General features: G+C 62.1%; 18 protein-coding genes. 3 read left to right on the forward strand and 15 right to left on the reverse strand.

The window, feature by feature from the left end; all coding sequences use genetic code 11:
• Window positions 1-55: 55 nt before the first annotated feature.
• Together QEO92_RS17385 and QEO92_RS17390 are read left to right on the forward strand one after the other, a co-directional pair.
• On the forward strand, window positions 56-238 hold the full coding sequence (locus QEO92_RS17385) for a NepR family anti-sigma factor (RefSeq protein WP_037154745.1): 183 nt from the start codon (window positions 56-58) through the stop codon (window positions 236-238).
• Complete coding sequence (locus QEO92_RS17390) at window positions 235-801, forward strand: RNA polymerase sigma factor (RefSeq protein WP_037154611.1); 567 nt, start codon at window positions 235-237, stop codon at window positions 799-801. The genes QEO92_RS17385 and QEO92_RS17390 overlap by 4 nt, the downstream gene beginning before the upstream one ends.
• Here the strand turns inward: QEO92_RS17390 and QEO92_RS17395 are convergent.
• A complete protein-coding gene (locus QEO92_RS17395) occupies window positions 798-1,121 on the reverse strand; it encodes a hypothetical protein (RefSeq protein WP_227703849.1) in 324 nt (107 codons plus the stop codon). The genes QEO92_RS17390 and QEO92_RS17395 overlap by 4 nt on opposite strands.
• 167 nt (window positions 1,122-1,288) lie before the next feature.
• Here QEO92_RS17395 and QEO92_RS17400 point away from each other — a divergent pair, with 167 nt between their 5' ends.
• Window positions 1,289-2,047 (forward strand): Crp/Fnr family transcriptional regulator, encoded by a 759-nt coding sequence (locus QEO92_RS17400; protein WP_227703850.1) that lies wholly within the window; start codon window positions 1,289-1,291, stop codon window positions 2,045-2,047.
• Between the two features lie 106 nt (window positions 2,048-2,153).
• Here QEO92_RS17400 and QEO92_RS17405 read toward each other — a convergent pair whose 3' ends face one another.
• The 14 genes from QEO92_RS17405 to QEO92_RS17470 all read right to left on the reverse strand — a co-directional run bounded on the left by QEO92_RS17405 (window position 2,154) and on the right by QEO92_RS17470 (window position 16,474).
• Window positions 2,154-2,609 carry a hypothetical protein gene (locus QEO92_RS17405; RefSeq protein WP_280107456.1) on the reverse strand — a complete coding sequence of 152 codons (456 nt, stop codon included), beginning with the start codon at window positions 2,607-2,609 and terminating at the stop codon, window positions 2,154-2,156.
• Entirely contained in the window at window positions 2,606-2,956 is a 351-nt protein-coding gene (locus QEO92_RS17410; protein ID WP_037154624.1) for an ElaB/YgaM/YqjD family protein, read from the reverse strand. The genes QEO92_RS17405 and QEO92_RS17410 overlap by 4 nt, the downstream gene beginning before the upstream one ends.
• Before the next feature lie 273 nt (window positions 2,957-3,229).
• The gene (locus QEO92_RS17415) at window positions 3,230-4,630 is read right to left on the reverse strand and encodes an amidase (protein WP_227703852.1); all 1,401 of its coding nucleotides are present in this window, start codon (window positions 4,628-4,630) and stop codon (window positions 3,230-3,232) included.
• Window positions 4,631-4,652: 22 nt separating this feature from the next.
• Entirely contained in the window at window positions 4,653-5,471 is an 819-nt protein-coding gene (locus QEO92_RS17420) for an ABC transporter permease (RefSeq protein ID WP_227703853.1), read from the reverse strand.
• Window positions 5,468-6,418 carry an ABC transporter permease gene (locus tag QEO92_RS17425; RefSeq protein WP_227703854.1) on the reverse strand — a complete coding sequence of 317 codons (951 nt, stop codon included), beginning with the start codon at window positions 6,416-6,418 and terminating at the stop codon, window positions 5,468-5,470. Before QEO92_RS17425 ends, QEO92_RS17420 begins: the two co-directional genes overlap by 4 nt.
• A 276-nt stretch (window positions 6,419-6,694) precedes the next feature.
• Window positions 6,695-8,215 (reverse strand): ABC transporter substrate-binding protein, encoded by a 1,521-nt coding sequence (locus QEO92_RS17430; RefSeq protein ID WP_407721478.1) that lies wholly within the window; start codon window positions 8,213-8,215, stop codon window positions 6,695-6,697.
• Window positions 8,216-8,352: 137 nt separating this feature from the next.
• Window positions 8,353-9,297 carry a LysR family transcriptional regulator gene (locus QEO92_RS17435; protein ID WP_227703856.1) on the reverse strand — a complete coding sequence of 315 codons (945 nt, stop codon included), beginning with the start codon at window positions 9,295-9,297 and terminating at the stop codon, window positions 8,353-8,355.
• An 84-nt stretch (window positions 9,298-9,381) separates the two neighbouring features.
• On the reverse strand, window positions 9,382-10,131 hold the full coding sequence (locus QEO92_RS17440; protein ID WP_037154639.1) for an ABC transporter ATP-binding protein: 750 nt from the start codon (window positions 10,129-10,131) through the stop codon (window positions 9,382-9,384).
• Entirely contained in the window at window positions 10,128-10,973 is an 846-nt protein-coding gene (locus QEO92_RS17445) for an ABC transporter ATP-binding protein (RefSeq protein WP_227703857.1), read from the reverse strand. Before QEO92_RS17445 ends, QEO92_RS17440 begins: the two co-directional genes overlap by 4 nt.
• Window positions 10,970-11,902, reverse strand: a complete 933-nt coding sequence (locus QEO92_RS17450) for an ABC transporter permease (RefSeq protein WP_227703858.1) — start codon at window positions 11,900-11,902, stop codon at window positions 10,970-10,972. The genes QEO92_RS17445 and QEO92_RS17450 overlap by 4 nt, the downstream gene beginning before the upstream one ends.
• Window positions 11,899-12,945, reverse strand: coding sequence for an ABC transporter permease (locus QEO92_RS17455; RefSeq protein WP_407722114.1), 1,047 nt, complete (start codon window positions 12,943-12,945; stop codon window positions 11,899-11,901). The genes QEO92_RS17450 and QEO92_RS17455 overlap by 4 nt, the downstream gene beginning before the upstream one ends.
• A gap of 56 nt (window positions 12,946-13,001) precedes the next feature.
• Complete coding sequence (locus tag QEO92_RS17460) at window positions 13,002-14,609, reverse strand: ABC transporter substrate-binding protein (protein WP_227703860.1); 1,608 nt, start codon at window positions 14,607-14,609, stop codon at window positions 13,002-13,004.
• Between the two features lie 47 nt (window positions 14,610-14,656).
• Complete coding sequence (locus tag QEO92_RS17465) at window positions 14,657-15,706, reverse strand: dipeptidase (protein WP_037154647.1); 1,050 nt, start codon at window positions 15,704-15,706, stop codon at window positions 14,657-14,659.
• Between the two features lie 90 nt (window positions 15,707-15,796).
• The gene (locus tag QEO92_RS17470) at window positions 15,797-16,474 is read right to left on the reverse strand and encodes a phosphoribosyltransferase (RefSeq protein ID WP_227703861.1); all 678 of its coding nucleotides are present in this window, start codon (window positions 16,472-16,474) and stop codon (window positions 15,797-15,799) included.
• Between the last annotated feature and the right edge of the window lie 8 nt (window positions 16,475-16,482).

The raw sequence follows: 16,482 nt of genomic DNA on the forward strand, positions 1-16,482 counted from the left end.
ATCGTAACAGGCCTGCGTGATGAGTGACGAAGACGACAACAGAAAAAAAGACGAGATGACAACAATTCAATCCCAAGAAGTCAGACCTGGAGCGGTACCTCCGAACGCATCCATTTCTCGAAAGCTGCGCGAATTCTACGACGCAGTACAGGAAGAAGGGATTCCGGATCGTTTTCTCGAACTGTTGGAACGTCTTGAACAGGCCGAGAAGAGCGCAAAGCCGGTGAATGTAAAATGAGCAGGGAGAAAGAGAGCGACGATCGCGGCTTTAAGCGCGACCTTCTTGCATCGCTGCCCAATCTGCGCGCTTTTGCAGTATCTCTGACAGGCCGGCACGACAAGGCGGACGATCTCGTGCAGGATACGATCATGAAGGCCTGGGCCAACCAGTCGAGCTTCACGGCCGGCACGAACATGCGGGCCTGGCTGTTCACCATTCTACGCAACGAATTCTACAGTCAGATGCGCAAGCGCGGTCGCGAAGTGCAGGATAGCGACGGCCTGTTCAGTGAACGCTTCTCGGTGCATCCCGAACAATACGGCCGGCTCGATCTGCAGGACTTCCGCAAGGCGCTCGACAAGCTGCCGGACGACCAGCGCGAGGCGATCATCCTCGTAGGCGCCGCAGGCTTCGCCTATGAGGAAGCCGCCGCAATCTGCGGCTGCGCCGTCGGCACGATCAAGAGCCGCGTTTCCCGCGCTCGCGGCCGTCTCCAGGAACTCTTGGGGGTTTCCGGCGAAGGCGATTATGGCCCCGATCCAGGCGATGCTGCGATTACGGCCCGCGCTTTCGGCAGCTAGGCCCTGTCATCCGGAATGCCGTTCACCCGAGCGGCATTCCTCACAGCCTCGACCAATTGCTGTTCGTCGAAGGGCTTTGCCACGACGGCAGTGCCGGGCCAGGTTGGAAGCCCGGCCAGTTCCTCGTCCACCAAAGTGGAAAACACGATGCCAGCGCCGCTTGCGCGCAGCCGGTGCGCCTCGTCGGGATTTTGCCCAAGGCTGGAATCGGCCAGAACGACATCGAAATTGCGGCCTTCCAGAACCGGCGGGTAATCGCGTGGCATGGCAATTTGAATTTCACAGGTCATCGCGCTGCCGAGAATGCGTTCAGCGCCCATAGCAACGAGATATTCCAAATCAATGATAAGAATTCGCAAAAGCGTCGCTCTCATTCGAGTGCAAAAACGCCCTAGATCATTGAACGAAGAGCGCGTCATTTAAAAAAGACACAGACGGGAAGAAAACGCCAAGCTATGGTTCATCCGCCCTGTCTTCATGGAGTCCCATGGCCACGTCCACACCCGCCATTCTTCCGCGCGTTAGCTGCGATCAGTGCCCTCTGCGCCAATGTCGGAGCTTTCGTGATTTCTCCTCGGAGGAACTTGGCTTCGTGCATGACTTCAAGACGGGTGAAGTGTCCGCCGCGCAGGGTATGTCGATCATGGTGGAAGGAGAACGCAACCCGCAACTCTATACCGTGCTGTCCGGCTGGGGTTTCCGATATAAGATCCTGGAGGATGGGCGCCGTCAGATCCTCAATTACGTGCTGTCAGGCGATCTGATCGGACTGCAGGGCCACCTCATGGAGGAGATGCAGCACTCGATCGAGGCGCTGACGCGGATGACGCTCTGCATCTTCGAACGGGACAAGCTTCCGAAGCTCTTCCGCCATCACCCCTCGCTTGCCTACGACATTACCTGGCTGGCTGCCCGGGAAGAATCCATGCTTGATGAACATCTTCTCAGCATAGGCCGCCGCAGCGCCCGCGAGCGTGCGGCCTATCTCTTCGCATTTCTGGATGCGCGGGTAAAATCGGTCGCCGCTCCGCCGGCTGATAGACCCTTCATCTTGCCGTTGACGCAGCAGCACGTAGCCGACACGCTGGGCTTCTCGCTTGTCCACACGAACAAGACGCTGCGCAGACTGGTCCAACAAGGGCTCATCCGCTGGCTCGACCGCGGCTGCGAGGTGCTTGACACGGAAAGGCTCTACCACGTCGCCGAATGGCGGCCGCCCAAGGAGGGCAAGCGACCGTTCATCTAATGCGTGTCGCGCCAAAGTATGCAGCGGTTTTGCGAAAACGACATGCGTGAAAACAAGAACTTAGAGCGTGCCGGATGAATCTGAGAGATCGCGACACGCTTTAAGATCATTCGGCAGGTTCGTCCGTATCGCGGCTCGCCATCCCCATGTTGCGGGTAAGCAGGAATCCGAGGCCGGCCGCAACCCCGACAAGCAGGAGCGGCCGCGATTTCATGACGAGCGGCAGGGCCGAGATCGCCGCGGTCACCATCAGCGCCTTGTTGCTGCTTGCCGCCGCGGCCTCGCGCTTGCGCCTCTCTTCCGCCCGGTTTTCCATCATCACCCAGAGGAGAATGATGAGCGCCAGGACAAGCGCCCCACCCGCCACGGCAAGCAATGCCATCGGCAATCCCCACATCTGGCCGAGATAGACCGCGAGTGCGGCGACTGCCAGCACATAGGCCGTCAGCAGAAAAACCAGCATGAAAGCGTAGAGGATCGCGTTTCGCTTGAGCCGACGCGCGAACGCCGCGACATCCATCGCGACGAGCGAGGCCAAAAGGGGGCCTAATCCTGCCATCATGAGCGCCGCATCATCAGCGCGAACAGGAAACCCACGCCTGCGGCGATGGCGACGGACTGGATAGGGTTCGTGCGGATCTGGCGTTCCAGGTCGCGCTCCAGCGAGACGGCCTGCTCGCGCGCAGCTTCCACCATGTGCATCGACGCATCAGCCGCCTCATGCGCGGCGCGGCGGGCCTTGCCTTTGTATTCACTGGCCTTTTCATTTCCCACAGCAGCCACGGTCTTGGCAAGAGAGGCAATATCCTCGCGCAACTGCTGGAGCTGAGCTTCGATCTCCTTCGATGAGGCCGAGTTCTGGCCGTTACCGCCGCGGGCGAATTCACTGGTCGGATTGGCAGTGGGCATATCGATCTCCTGGGTTTATCTGTTCTTTTGAAGCATGCAGGCAGACGGCCGGCTTTGCGGAAAATCAAATGACGTGGACGGCGAGACGTCGATCAAGGGCTCGGGATACCCAAGGCCACAGGGATATGCCTCTCATCTTCAACCTCCTCGACAAGCGCATGGCGAGCGCGCAGACCTGCAAACCCGTTTCAGGTTGCGCGAATTGAACGCGGCAAAGGCGTGATTGTTCCGCGATACCGTTCGGAGACGGAAGGCCGAAAGAGGACAAAGAGGCTATACGACTGCCTCCGGCGGCTCCGGCCACTGGCTGATCCCGCCGGTCCATTGCTCGAAGGCACGCGACAGCTTGAGCACGAGGAGGTCGTCATAGCGTGGGCCGACGATCTGCAGCCCGATCGGCATGCCGGATTTCGAGAAGCCGCAATTGATGGACGAGGCCGGCTGTTCCGACATGTTCCACGGCACCGTGAAGCCGATATGCTCGAAAGGCAAAGCCGGGTCGTTAGTGGGGGAGGCCCATTCCGCCGGATAGGAGACGATCGGATTGGTGGGAGAGATCACCGCATCGACCGTAGTAAAGAGCTTGCCACAGGTCTTGCGCATCTCGATCGTCTGGTTGAAACCGCGCACCGCCTCGACGCCGGAGACATGCGCGCCGCCTTTCGCCCATTCGTAGATATAGGGCAGGATCAGCGCCCGCCGCTCTTCCGGCATCTTCTCGATATCGCCCCAGAAACGGGCGCGCCAGAAATTGTCGAGCCCGTCCAGCATCTGGCGGGTGATGACCGGCCCGACCGGAATGACGATCGCACCCGCCTCCTCGAAGCGCTTCGCCGCGGCAGTGACAGCCTCTCGGACGTCCTCGTCGACGGCTAAGCCAACCCCGGCGTCGAGCATCAGGCCGATCTTCATGCCCTTCACGTCGATGGCGGAATCGAGCCAGTCGAAATCGTTGGGCGGCAGCGACGTGCCATCGCGCCAGTCCGGACGCGACAGTGTCGCCATGGAGATTGCCGCGTCCTCCACCGTGCGGGTCATGGGGCCTGCGCAGCGGCCGACATAATAGGGATCGACCGGAATGCGGCCCTGGCTGGGTTTGAAGCCGAAAAGCCCGGTCCAGCCGGCCGGCAGGCGCACCGAGCCGCCGATATCCGTGCCGATATGAAGCGGCCCGAAACCCGCCGCGCCGGCTGCGGCCGCGCCGGCACTCGATCCGCCCGGGTTCTGCGTCAGGTTCCAGGGATTGCGGCTCAGGTGATGGAAGCTCGAAAGGCCGGAGGAAAGCATGCCGTAATCGGGGCATGTCGTCTTGGCGAAGATCACCGCGCCGTCTTCCCTCATACGGCCGGCGATCGGAGCATCCTCCGTCGCCGGCAGGAGTTCCACCGCCGCGGTTCCGAGCGGCACCGGCTGGCCCTTGGTGGCGATCAGTTCCTTCAGCGTCACCGGAATGCCGTCGAGAGGCCCGAGCGTCTTGCTCTTCATCCAGCGCGCGGTGGAGGCCGCAGCCTGCTCGCGCGCGTTTTCCGGATCGTAGAGATAAAGCGCCTGCACATGCGGCTCGAAGACCGCAACGCGCGCCTCGACCGCCAGCCAGTATTCGGACGGTGAGAGTTTCCTGGCGGCGTAGAGGCCTGCAAGTTGGCGGATGGTCAGTTTCAGAAGGTCGTTCATCGGAATATCTTTGCGTTCGAAATCAGGAATTGTCGCGGGGATCGAGCAGGTCACGCAGGCCGTCGCCCAGCATGTTGAGACCGAGAACGGCAAGCGCGATCGCAAGCCCCGGCATCAGCGCCAGCCAGGGCGCCTGACCGAGAAAGGTCTGGCTGTCGGCGAGCATCCGTCCCCAGGTCGGCGCCGGCGGCGGCATGCCGAGACCGAGGAAGGAAAGGCCCGCCTCGGTGAGGATCGCAAGACCGAGCTGGATCGTCACCTGAACGATGATCTGGTTCGATATGTTCGGAAGCACATGCGCGAGCGTGATCCTGGCTTTTGGCCGACCCATGCCGATCGCCGCAGTCACATAGTCGCGGGTCCATATCTGCAGCGCGGCGCTGAGGGTGAGCCGTGCGAAGACCGGCACCATGAAGACGGCGATCGCAATGATCGCCGTGAACCGGCCGGAGCCGATGAAGGCGCCGAGCATCATTGCCGACAGGATCGGCGGCACGGCGAAGACGATATCGCAGCCGCGCATGACGACGAGTTCCAGGAGGCCGCGCCGCATGGCGACGATCACGCCGACCGCCGTGCCGACGCTCGCGCCGATGAGCACCGCAAGGACGGAGGTCGACAGCGAATTCCAGGCGCCGACCATCAGCATGGAGGCGACGTCGCGGCCGAACTGGTCGGTGCCGAAGAGGCCGGATTCGAGCGGCGCTTTGAGCCTCTGGACGATCTGCATGCGGGTCGGCGGAAACGGCGTCCAGACGAGCGACAGCAATGCGACCGTAAACAGCGCCAGCGTGATGACGAGCCCGATGAGGAAAACGGGGCGGCGAAGAGCACGTGTCATTGCGCACCCGCCCTCAGGCGCGGGTCGATCAGGAGATAGGCGAGGTCGACGAGGAAATTCATGAGGATGACGAGACCGGAGAAGAACAGCACCACATCCTGCATGACGACGATGTCGCGCTGCGAAAGCGCCTGATAGGCGAGCCGTCCGAGGCCCGGCAGGTTGAAGACGTTTTCGACCAGCACGGCGCCGGCGATCAGGAAGGTGAATTGCAGGCCGAGCATGGTGACCACCGGCACCATCGCGTTCGGCACCGCATGCCGCCAGACGGCAATGCCTTCGCTCAGGCCCTTGGCACGGGCGGTGCGGACGAAATCCTCGTTCATCACCTCCAGCACGGCGGCACGCGCGACACGAGTCAGCACGCCCGCCTGCGGCAGGGCGAGCGCCACCGCCGGCATCAGCAGCGCGTTCAATCCGGCGAAAAACCCGGCATCCCAGCCGGGGAAACCGCCGGCCGGCATCAGACCCAGCGTGGTGGAGAAGAGGATGATCAGCAGCAGCCCGACCCAGAAGGCGGGAACGGCAATGCTGATGTAGGAAAGCAGGCCGGCGACGAAATCGAAGACGCCGTTGTGCTTTCTGGCCGCCTGCACGCCGAGCGGGACGGCGACGAGAACGGAGAGGACGATCGCCATCAGCGCCAGCGGAACGGTGACCGCCAGCCGTTCGGCGATCAGGCCGGCAACCGGCACGCCATAGGTATAGGACTGACCGAGATCGCCCCGGAACACGCCGGCAAGCCAGGCGAGATAGCGCACCGGCAGCGGCTGGTCGAGCCCGAGCTGTGTCCTGAGCGCCGCAAGCGTATCCGGGCTTGCCGAAGTGCCGAGCATGATCGCCGCCGGATCACCGGGAAGCAGGTCCATCACCGTGAAGATGAGGAGCGAGACGACCAGCAGCGTGATGATCAGGCTGAGGATGCGGCGGATGAGGATGGAGATCATGGGGTGACCTCATGGCAAAACTTCGAAGGCCATGGCTTCAACGCAAGTCCTCGCAGCATTCGGAGGCGACGCGGCGGGCACTCACCTCCCCCTTGAGGGGGGAGGTCGCCGCGAAGCGGCGGGTGGGGGTGATCGGATTCAAAGGAATAGCTTGAAAGCCGACGCTTAATAGAAGGGATGCGAAGCTCACCCCACCCCGGAGCTTCGCTCCGACCCTCCCCCTCAAGGGGAGGGTGATTTGCCGCATTCACCCCATTCCAGTTCATGACCCAGGCTTCACTCCTCCCAATGAACATCCGTCAGGACGTTCGACGGGATCGGCTCGTTTTCCCAAAGCCCCTTCACCTTGGCGTCCCAGACGCCAAGCTTCGGCATGACGAAGAGGTAGAGCCCCGGCACGTCGTTGGCGAGAATGGTCTGCGCCTCGCCGTAAAGCTTCTCCTGTTCCGCAGGATCGGCAGTGGCTTCCACCTTCTTCAGCACGTCGTTGAAGGCCGGGTTCTTGTAGTTGAAATAGTAGGGATCGCGGGCATAGATATCGATGTCCATCGGCTCCGCATGGGCGACGATCGTCATGTCGTAATCACCCGCCTTGAAGACGTCGGCCACCCATTTCGCCGGAAACTCCGTGGTCTCGATATTCATCGTCACGCCGATCTCGGCAAACATCGCCTGCAGCACCTGCGACGTGCGCTGCGCATAGGCCATCTGCGGCGCCTTCATCGTGAAGGTGAAACCGCTCGGGTAACCCGCTTCGGCAAGCAATGCCTTGGCCTTTTCAGGATCATAGGGATAGACGCCGGTCAGATCCCTGTAACCGCGATCGTTCGGCGTGTAGTGGCTGCCGATCGGCGTGCCGAAGCCGGACCAGGCTCCCTCCACGACGGTTGCCCTGTCGATGGCCATCATCAACGCCTGGCGCACCCGCTTGTCATCGAAAGGCTTGCGCGTGTTGTTCATGCCGGCCACGACCTTCAGTTCGGTATTGCCGATGACGGTCGCGAGCCGCTTGTCGTCTTCGAAGGACTTGATCAGCTCCGGCGCGCCGAATTCGGGGAAGGCGTCGACGTCACCGGCCTTCAGTGCTGCGGCCTGGGCTTGCGCGTCGCTGATGAAGCGGAAGGCTGCGGTATCGAGCTTTACAGCAACAGTCTTGTTCCAATAGTCCGGGTTCTTGGCGAGATCGACCTTCGAGCCCTTGGCCCAGCCCGAGAACTTGAACGGACCGGTGCCGATCGGCGTCGTCTTGTTGTCAGCGGCCGATTTCGGCTCGACCATGACGGAGGACGGCCAGCCGAGCCAGTAGAGCAGGCTGCCGGCCGGCTGCTTGAGTTCCAGCACCAGCGTCGCGGCATCCGGCGTCTCGATCGTGTCGATCGAGGCAAAATAACGCTTCTGCGGATTGACGGAATCGGCGCCGCGGGCGCGGTCGATCGAGAATTTCGCAACCGAGGAATCGAAAATCTCGCCGTTGTGGAATTTCACGCCCTGGCGAAGCTTGAACGTATAGGTGAGACCGTCTTCGGAAATCTCCCAGCTCTCGGCAAGTTGCGGCTGGACCTTGCCGGCCTTGTCGATCGCCGTTAGGCCCTCGAAAATGTTCTGCCAGGTCACCTGGCCGATCGCCACGGGTGCCGCGATCGTCGGATCAAGCCCGGCGGGCTCGATCGCCATGCCAACGGTGATCGCGGTCTTCGGCGCGGCTTCCGCACCGTCCTGTGCGAGAAAAAGGCCCACCGCCGTCGCAAGACCGAAAGCGGCACTTCTCAAAATCGTGGCGGAGCCCCAAAACGTCATCCTGCCCATCCATCGTCCCCTTTTTGGTAGGCGATCCAGCCTGATCGGCACCTGCGGGATCGCGATTGCCAAAAGTGTGTCATTTCGCAGGTGCACACACAATGTAGAATTTTGTGTTCTCTGTGTAGCCGAAAACGCTACACGGAATGCATTTGAACAGTGGCTTTTACGGGTTCCGATTTGCGCATGTCGGCGCCGCGCATGAAGCGCTCTATGAAATCGACGAGCTTGCCGGCGGCGAAAGAAAGCTGCCGGTCCGGCGCGACGCAGAGGTCGATCGGCGTGCGCACCGCCTTGCCGGCGGCGATCGGAACGGCGACGAGCTGGCCCGCCTCGATCTCCCGGCGCACGGTAAGCGCCGGCAGAAGCGTGACGGCCGCTTTCCGCAACACCAGTTCCTTCAGCATCTCCAGAGAGCCGGTCACGAAAACCGGATCGAGCTCCAGCCCTTCCCTGGAAAAGATCTCTTCGAAAGCCTGCCGCGCGCCAAAGCTCTTGTCGGGCAGCGCCAGCGGCATCTGCACGAGATCGCGGAGCGTGAGTTCCTTCGCACTCGCCGACGGGTGATCGGCCGCCATGACCACGTCATAGGTGATCTCGGAGCGCAGCCGCACCTTCACGCCGGAAATCTTGGGCGCAAAGAGCGTCACGACCAGATCGGCTTCCGCCGCGGCAAGCGCTTCGACCGCCTCGCGGGCGCTGGTGATCGCCACCTCGAACCGAAGTTTCGGATAACGCAGGCTGAATTCCGCAAGCACCGGCGCGATGAGGTTCGCGACCGTCGCGCCATTGGCGTAAATCACCACCCTGCCCCGCTGCAGGCCCTGCAGGTCGTCGATCAGCTGGTGGACATGTTCAAGCTCGCGCAACGTCCGTCCCGCCCGCGCGGCGAGAAGCTCGCCGGCTGCCGTCAGCTTGATGCCGCGGTTGCTGCGCTCGACGAGCGGGGTCCCGAAATAATGTTCCAGGTTCTCGATCTGCCGGGACACGGCGGTCGCCGCGACATTGAGGTTTTCGGCCGCCGCCCGCATGGAGTTCGTGCGCACCAGTTCATCGAAATACATAAGCGCGCGAAGCTGCATGCGATCCTGCCGGCTGCAGCAATTCCGGAAAAGTGTGTCGCGGTTTTCCGTCCGGAATTGCTTGGAAACAAAAAGAGACGCCCCTCAACCGCGGCGAAAGCCTTCGCTGGCGACGAGCAACTGGCGCGTATATTCCGCCGAAAATTCGCGTTTTTCCAGAGCCGCTGCTGGCAAAGTCTCGACAACCTTGCCCATCTTCATCACCGCCAGCCGCTCGCACATGTGACTGATGACGCCCAGATCGTGACTGACCATGATGAAGGTGAGGTCGCGGTCGCGGCGCGCCTGTTCGAGAAGGTTTAAGATTTCCGCCTGGATCGAGGCATCGAGCGCCGAGGTCGGTTCGTCCAAAAGCAGGATCTTCGGTTCCAGGATGAGCGCCCGGGCGATCGCTATGCGCTGCCGTTGCCCGCCGGAGAGCTGGTGCGAATAACGGAAGCGGAAGCCGGAGCCCAAGCCCACCTCGTCCAGCGCCCGGGAGATGCGGGTCTCGATATCGTCGAAGCCGTGGATCAGGAGGGGTTCGAGCAGCAGGCGGTCGACCGTCTGGCGCGGATGCAGCGAGCCGTAGGGGTCCTGAAAGACCATCTGGACGGTGCGGTAGAACTCCTTGTCCCGGCTCCGGCCGGAATAGGGCCTTCCATTGACGGAAAGCGTACCCTGATCGAAGGAGGCGAGCCCGGAAATGGCACGCAGCAGCGTCGACTTGCCGGAACCGGACTCACCGACGATGCCGAAGGATTCGCCGGCGCCGATATCGAAGCTGACATGGTCAAGTGCCGCAAAATCTTCGTAGGTGACGACCATGTCGCGGATGGAAACGGCTGAGCTCATAGCGCCCACTCCGGCTTGCGGTCGAGAACCGGCAGCGGATGCCGGTGCGAACCGATGGTCGGCAGGCAGTTCAAAAGCCCGCGCGTGTAGGGATGCTGCGCTTGGGCAAGATCGGCCGATGGCAATTCCTCGACGATCTTCCCCGCATACATGACGATGACGCGATTGCAGAAGGAAGAGACGAGCCGGAGATCATGCGAGATCAGGATCAGTCCCATGCCGCGCTCCGCCACCAGCTTGTCGAGGATGGAGAGCACTTCGAGCTGCACGGTAACGTCGAGCGCCGAGGTCGGCTCGTCGGCAATCAGAAGCTCCGGACCGCAGACGAGCATCATGGCGATCATGGCGCGCTGGCCCATGCCGCCGGAAACCTCGTGCGGATAAAGGTCGAAGACGCGTTCCGGATCTCGGATCTGCACGGCTTCCAGCATGGAAAGCGCACGCGTCCTCGCCTCGGACGTCGAAACATCCTCGTGTGTCTTCAACGTCTCGACGATCTGCCGGCCTATGGTCATCACCGGATTCAGCGAATATTTCGGATCCTGCAGGATCATCGCGATCCGCTTTCCGCGCAGCGCCCGCAGCTCGGCCTTGCGCATGGAAAGAAGATCGCGGCCGGAGAAAGCGAGCTTTCTGGCCGTGATCGACGCATGGGCCGGCGTGAGCCCCATGATGGCGCGGCCGGTCTGCGACTTGCCGGACCCGGATTCGCCGACGATGCCGAGCCGCTCTTTCCCGAGCGTGAAGGAGACGCCGCGCACGGCGCGTACTTCACCGGTGCGGGTCGGGAACGTCACGCGCAGGTCTTCGACTGTCAGAAGCGGGGTCTGTCCATTCGTCATTGGCCCGCCTCCTTCGGATCGAGCGCGTCGCGCAACCCGTCGCCGAGCAGGTTGAAGCCGAGGCTGACGACGAGGATCGCGACACCCGGCATGGCGGCGACCCACCACTGGTCGAGGATGAAGCGGCGGCCGGAGGCGATCATCGCGCCCCATTCGGGCAGCGGCGGCTGTGCGCCGAGGCCGAGAAAGCCAAGGCCGGCGGCAGTCAGGATGATGCCGGCCATATCGAGCGTGACGCGTACGATCAGCGACGAGAGGCAGAGCGGCATCACATGCCGGATGATGATGCGAAGCGGCGAAGCCCCCATCAGCTTCACCGCGGCAATGAATTCCGAGTTGCGGAAGGTCAGCGTCTCGGCGCGGGCGATGCGTGCATAGGGCGGCCAGGAGGTGACGGCGATCGCCAGGATCGCGTTCTCGATCCCCGGCCCGAGCGCCGCGACCAGCGCCAGAGCGAGCACGAGCTTCGGAAAGGCGAGGAAGATGTCGGTAATGCGCATCAGCACCGCGTCCAGCCATCCGCCGGCATAACCGGAAGCCGTGCCGACGATGAGGCCGATGGGTGCGGCGATGACCGCTACCAGCACGACGACGAGCAGCGTCAGCCGCGATCCGTAGATCAGCCGCGAGAGGATGTCGCGGCCCTGGTCGTCCGTTCCGAGCAGATAGCCGGCCGTGCCCGGAGGCAGGAGGCGCGCGTTGCGCAGGTCGCCGACGACCGGATCATAGGGCGCAAGCACGTCGGCAAGGGCTGCGACCACCAGCAGCAGGATCAGAATGCCCAGGCCCACCAGCGCCAGGCGATTTTCGGCAAAGCGGCGCCAGATGATATAGGCGCGACCGAGACGCGCCTGCTGGCGCGAGGCCGGCCGGTCGGATAGCAACCACGCGCGGCTATAGGGTTTGAGTGCGATTTCCGGAATACTCATCGGCTGCGGGTCCTCGGGTCCAGTGTCCGATAGAGAAGATCGGAGAAGATGTTGATGCCGACGAAAACGGACCCGATCACCAGCGTGCCGCCGAGCACGGCATTCATATCGGCGTTCTGGAGAGAATTGGTGATGTAGAGGCCGAGCCCCGGCCAGGAGAAAATGGTTTCGGTGAGAACCGACCCCTCCAGGAGATTGGCATAGGAAAGCGCGATCACCGTCACCAGCGGCACGGCGGCGTTGCGCAACGCATGGAACCAGATGATGCGGGCCTCGGAAAGGCCCTTTGCCCGCGCCGCCACGATATATTCCTGGGAAAGCTCGTTCAGCATGAAGGAGCGGGTCATGCGGCTGATATAGGCGAGCGAGAAATAGCCAAGCAGCGCTCCGGGCAGCGCGATGTGGCGGAAGAGATCACCCACCACGTCCCACTGGCCCTGCATGGCCGCATCCAGCAGGTAAAAGCCGGTCTGCGGCGAAAAACTGTATTCGTAGACGATATCCACGCGGCCGGGAAAAGCCACCCACCGCAGTTGCGCGTAAAAAAGCACCAGCGCCAGGAGGCCGAGCCAGAAGATCGGCACGGAATAGCCGATCAGGCCGATGACGCGGACGATCTGGTCGGCGACGCTGCCGCGCTTGACGGCAGCAAGAACGCCGAGCGGTATGCCGAGAATTGCACCCATCAGCGTTCCGATCGTTGCAAGCTCCATGGTGGCGGGAAAGACGCGCTTGATATCCTCCAGCACCGGATTGCTGGTCAGCACTGAAGTGCCCAGATCGCCCGAAAGCGCCTGTTTCGAATAGATCCAGAACTGCTGATAGAGCGGCAGGTTCAAGCCCAGCTCGATCCGGGTCCGTTCATAGAGGTGGGCCGGAGCGCGGTCGCCGACGATCGCCAGCACCGGGTCGATGGGCACGACCCGGCCGATGAAGAAGGTGACGAGCAGCAGCCCGAATATGGTCGTGACCACGGTCACCGCAAAACGCAGGACGGAAGCCGCGAAGGACGAAGCACGGCGCCGATTGCGCCGTGTCGCCACGGTTGTATCTGTAAGGGTCAAGAAATCAGCCTTCCGGGCTAAGGCCTATATAGGCCCTACTCCTTGGAAACGTTGAACACGTAGTTCGTATCGAAGGTCGGGCCGAGCTTGAAATCCTTCACGCCCTTGCCGACGCCGGCCACTTCCGTCTGCTGGAAGATCAGCGCGAACGGACCGGTTGCGAGCAGCTTCTTCTGCAGGCTTTCGTAGATTGCGGCGCGCTTGGCCGAATCCCGCTCCAGGAAGCCGGTCTTGGTTTCCTTCGTCAGCTCCGGAATATCCCAGGCATTGCGCCATGCGAGCGTCTTTGACGTGCCCTCATCGGCATTGTTCGGGTTTGACGTGAAGGTTTCCGCGTTTGAGTTCGGATCCCAGTAATCGACGCCCCAGTAACCGATATACATGTCATGGGTGCGTGCACGGTATTTGGTCAGCGTCTGCTTGCCATCGCCGGGAATGATCTCCATCTTGATGCCTGCCTGGGCGAAGGTCTGCTGGATCGATTCCGCAATGCCGGTGGTCGGCTGGTTGTTGCGCACGTCCATGGTGACGGAGAAACCGTCCTTCAGGCCGGCCTTGGCGAGCAGTTCCTTGGCTTTGGCGACGTCGAGCTTGTAGGGCTTGTCGTCGATCGCGCCGAGCAGGCCTTTCGGCAGGAAGGTCTGGTGGATTTCACCGACGCCTTTGATGAGGGTCGCCTGGATCGCATCATAGTCGACCAGGTATTTCATCGCCTCGACGACTTCCGGCTTTGCAAGATTCGGGTTCTTCTGGTTCATGCTGAAGTAGAAGACCGAACCCTTCGGGGTGCTGGTGATCGTCGTGCCCTTCTTGGAAACCGCGTCGATATCGTTCGGCTCGAGATTGCGCGCGACGTCGATATCGCCGTTATCGAGCGCAAGCCGCTGCGCGGCACTTTCCTTCATGTGGCGATAGATGACGCGGTTGAGCTTCGGCTTCTCACCCCAGTAATTGTCGTTGCGCTCCATCACGACCACTTCGTTGGCGCGCCATTCGCGAATCTTGTAGGGGCCGGATCCCGCGAAATTGCTCTTCAGCCATGCGTTGCCGTAGTCGTCATTGGTGACATGCTGCGAAACCAGTTGCTTGTCGACCACGGCGGCAACGGTCGCGGTCAGGCAGTTCAGCACGAAGGACGGCGCATAGGACTGGTCGACGGTGAGCACGAAAGTGCTCGGGTCCTTGGCAACGGCCTTTTCGGTGATGTTGTCCTTCTTCAGGCCGAACTGATTGAGGATGAAGGCTGGCGGTCCGTCGATCTTGACGGAACGTTCGAAGGAATAGGCAACGTCTTCCGCGGTGATCGGGTTGCCGGAGGCGAATTTCAGACCCTGCTTGATCTTAAACGTATAGGTGAGGCCGTCGTCGGATACTGTCCAGCTTTCAGCGAGATCCGGCGCGACCTTCGATGTGTCGTTGATGTCGAGCCGGACGAGACGGTCATAGCTGTTGCCGTTGATCTCGCCGGCCGAGAATTCGAAGGCCTGGCCCGGGTCGAGCGTGATGATGTCGTCGAAGGCAAGCCCGATGACGAGCGTATCCTTCGGCGTGACGGCGAATGCCTGCGGCGCGGCCGCGAGCATCACTGCGAGCGCAGCGCCCGTGGTCAGCAGACGGATTCGTCCCTTGAATGAATGGAGCATGGTCTGGTTTCCCCTTTTGGTTCTTTGGACCTTTGGGGAAAACCGCCCTATTCGTGCCAGGCCTTCCCCAAAACTCTGAGCCAGTTTTCCCGGCAAAGCTTTTTTAATTCTTCGCCAGCGTAGCCCGCTCCTCTGAGCGCCGCAACCAGATTCTGATTTCCTCCAGCATCATGAATCTCTTCGGGAATCGAGGCGCCGTCGAAATCCGAACCGAGCGCCACGTGATCGATCCCCATGCGGCCGACCATGTGGTCGACATGACGGATCATGTCTGAAAGCGGCGTCGAAACGTTGTCGCGGCCGTCGTCGCGCAGCATGGTCACGGCATAGTTGAGGCCGACGAGGCCGCCGCTCTCCTTGACCGCGTCTAGCTGCCTGTCGGTCAGGTTGCGGGCGACCGGAGTAAGCGCATGGGCATTCGAATGGCTGGCGATCAGCGGCTGGTCCGAGGTCTTGGCGACATCCCAGAAGCCCTTCTCGGTGATGTGCGAAAGATCGATCAGGATACCGAGCCGGTTGCAGGCCCTGACGAGTTCGAAGCCGAGATCGGTAAGACCGGGACCGGTATCCGGCGACATGGGAAAGGCAAACGGCACGCCGTGGCCGAAGATGTTGTGGCGGCTCCAGACAGGGCCGAGCGAGCGCAGGCCGGCGGCGTAAAAAACATCGAGATTGCCGAGGTCCGGATCGATCGCTTCGCAGCCTTCCATATGCATGACGGCGGCGAAAATGCCGTCTTCCATCGCCTTGCGAATATCGGCCGTGGAGCGGCAAAGCCGCCAGGCGCCGGCCCGGTCGAGGCGAAGGGCGATGGCCGCCTTTTCAAGCGCGATGGTCACGGACGGCAGATGGTCGAGGGGTGCAGCAAGCGGCGTTTCGTAACGGCCATCTGCATCGGGCTCCTTCAGGATGAGGTCGCCCGACGGGATATAGATAGCACAGAGTCCGCCGGCGAGCCCGCCGGCCTTGGCGCGTGGTCCGTCGATATGGCCGTTCGGCGTGCCGTGCATGAATTCGGCGATCGGGTCGCCGCCCGCCTTCATGTTCCGCCAGAGCCGCAGAAGCACGTCGTTATGGCCGTCGAACACCAGTTCCATGAAGCTGTTCCCGATTTCCTGTGAAAATCCCCGAGGTGAGTGATCCGCGATCCTATTCGCCCGACGCTGTTTCGCAAGGCACAAATCGCCTCAGGCGGTCCAGTTCCCCTCGCCCGCCTTTTTCAGCATCGGCGTCCTGAAAACGCCGACGGTGCGCTCCTGCCATTGCCGCCCGAAGGAAGCGAGCCTCTCGTGCCAGCGTTCCGATTGCAGCATGGCTGCGCCGATCACCACCGGTTCGATACCGAGCGAGGCCATCAACTCAAGCCCCGACACGATCGACGCGCCGCTGGAGATGACGTCGTCAACCAGCGCCACACGCTTGCCCTGGATGAGCGGCAGCATGCGTGGATCGACATAGAGCCGCTTCTTCTGTTCCGGCGTGGTGATGGAGGAAAGCGGCACCGACAGGGTCTCGTCGTACCAGAATTTCCGCGAGGTCCCGAGCGGCACGTAGCGCGTGAAGCCCAGTGAGCGGGCGACGGCCGCGGCAAGCGTGAGGCCGAGCGTCGGCAGGCCGACGATCACTTCCGGCCGATAGATGGCAAGCTTCGGCGCGAGATCGGCGGCAAGAGCGTCCTGCACGTCGAAGCTCGCCTGGTTGATGATGAGAGAGGCGAGCGCATGCTCGCCGCCCGCGAGTGGCCGGATCGGCAGCTTGATCTGGCTGCCGTCGTCGAGCGTCGCCGGGAAGAAGCCGGAAAACGGCCCTGCCCTGTCGAATGAGCCCGGCGGATGCACGTCCTGCCAGAAATCATGCGGCTGCATCGTCTTTC

Source organism: Neorhizobium petrolearium (genome assembly GCF_029854435.1).
Classification (GTDB): Bacteria; Pseudomonadota; Alphaproteobacteria; order Rhizobiales; family Rhizobiaceae; genus Neorhizobium; species Neorhizobium petrolearium.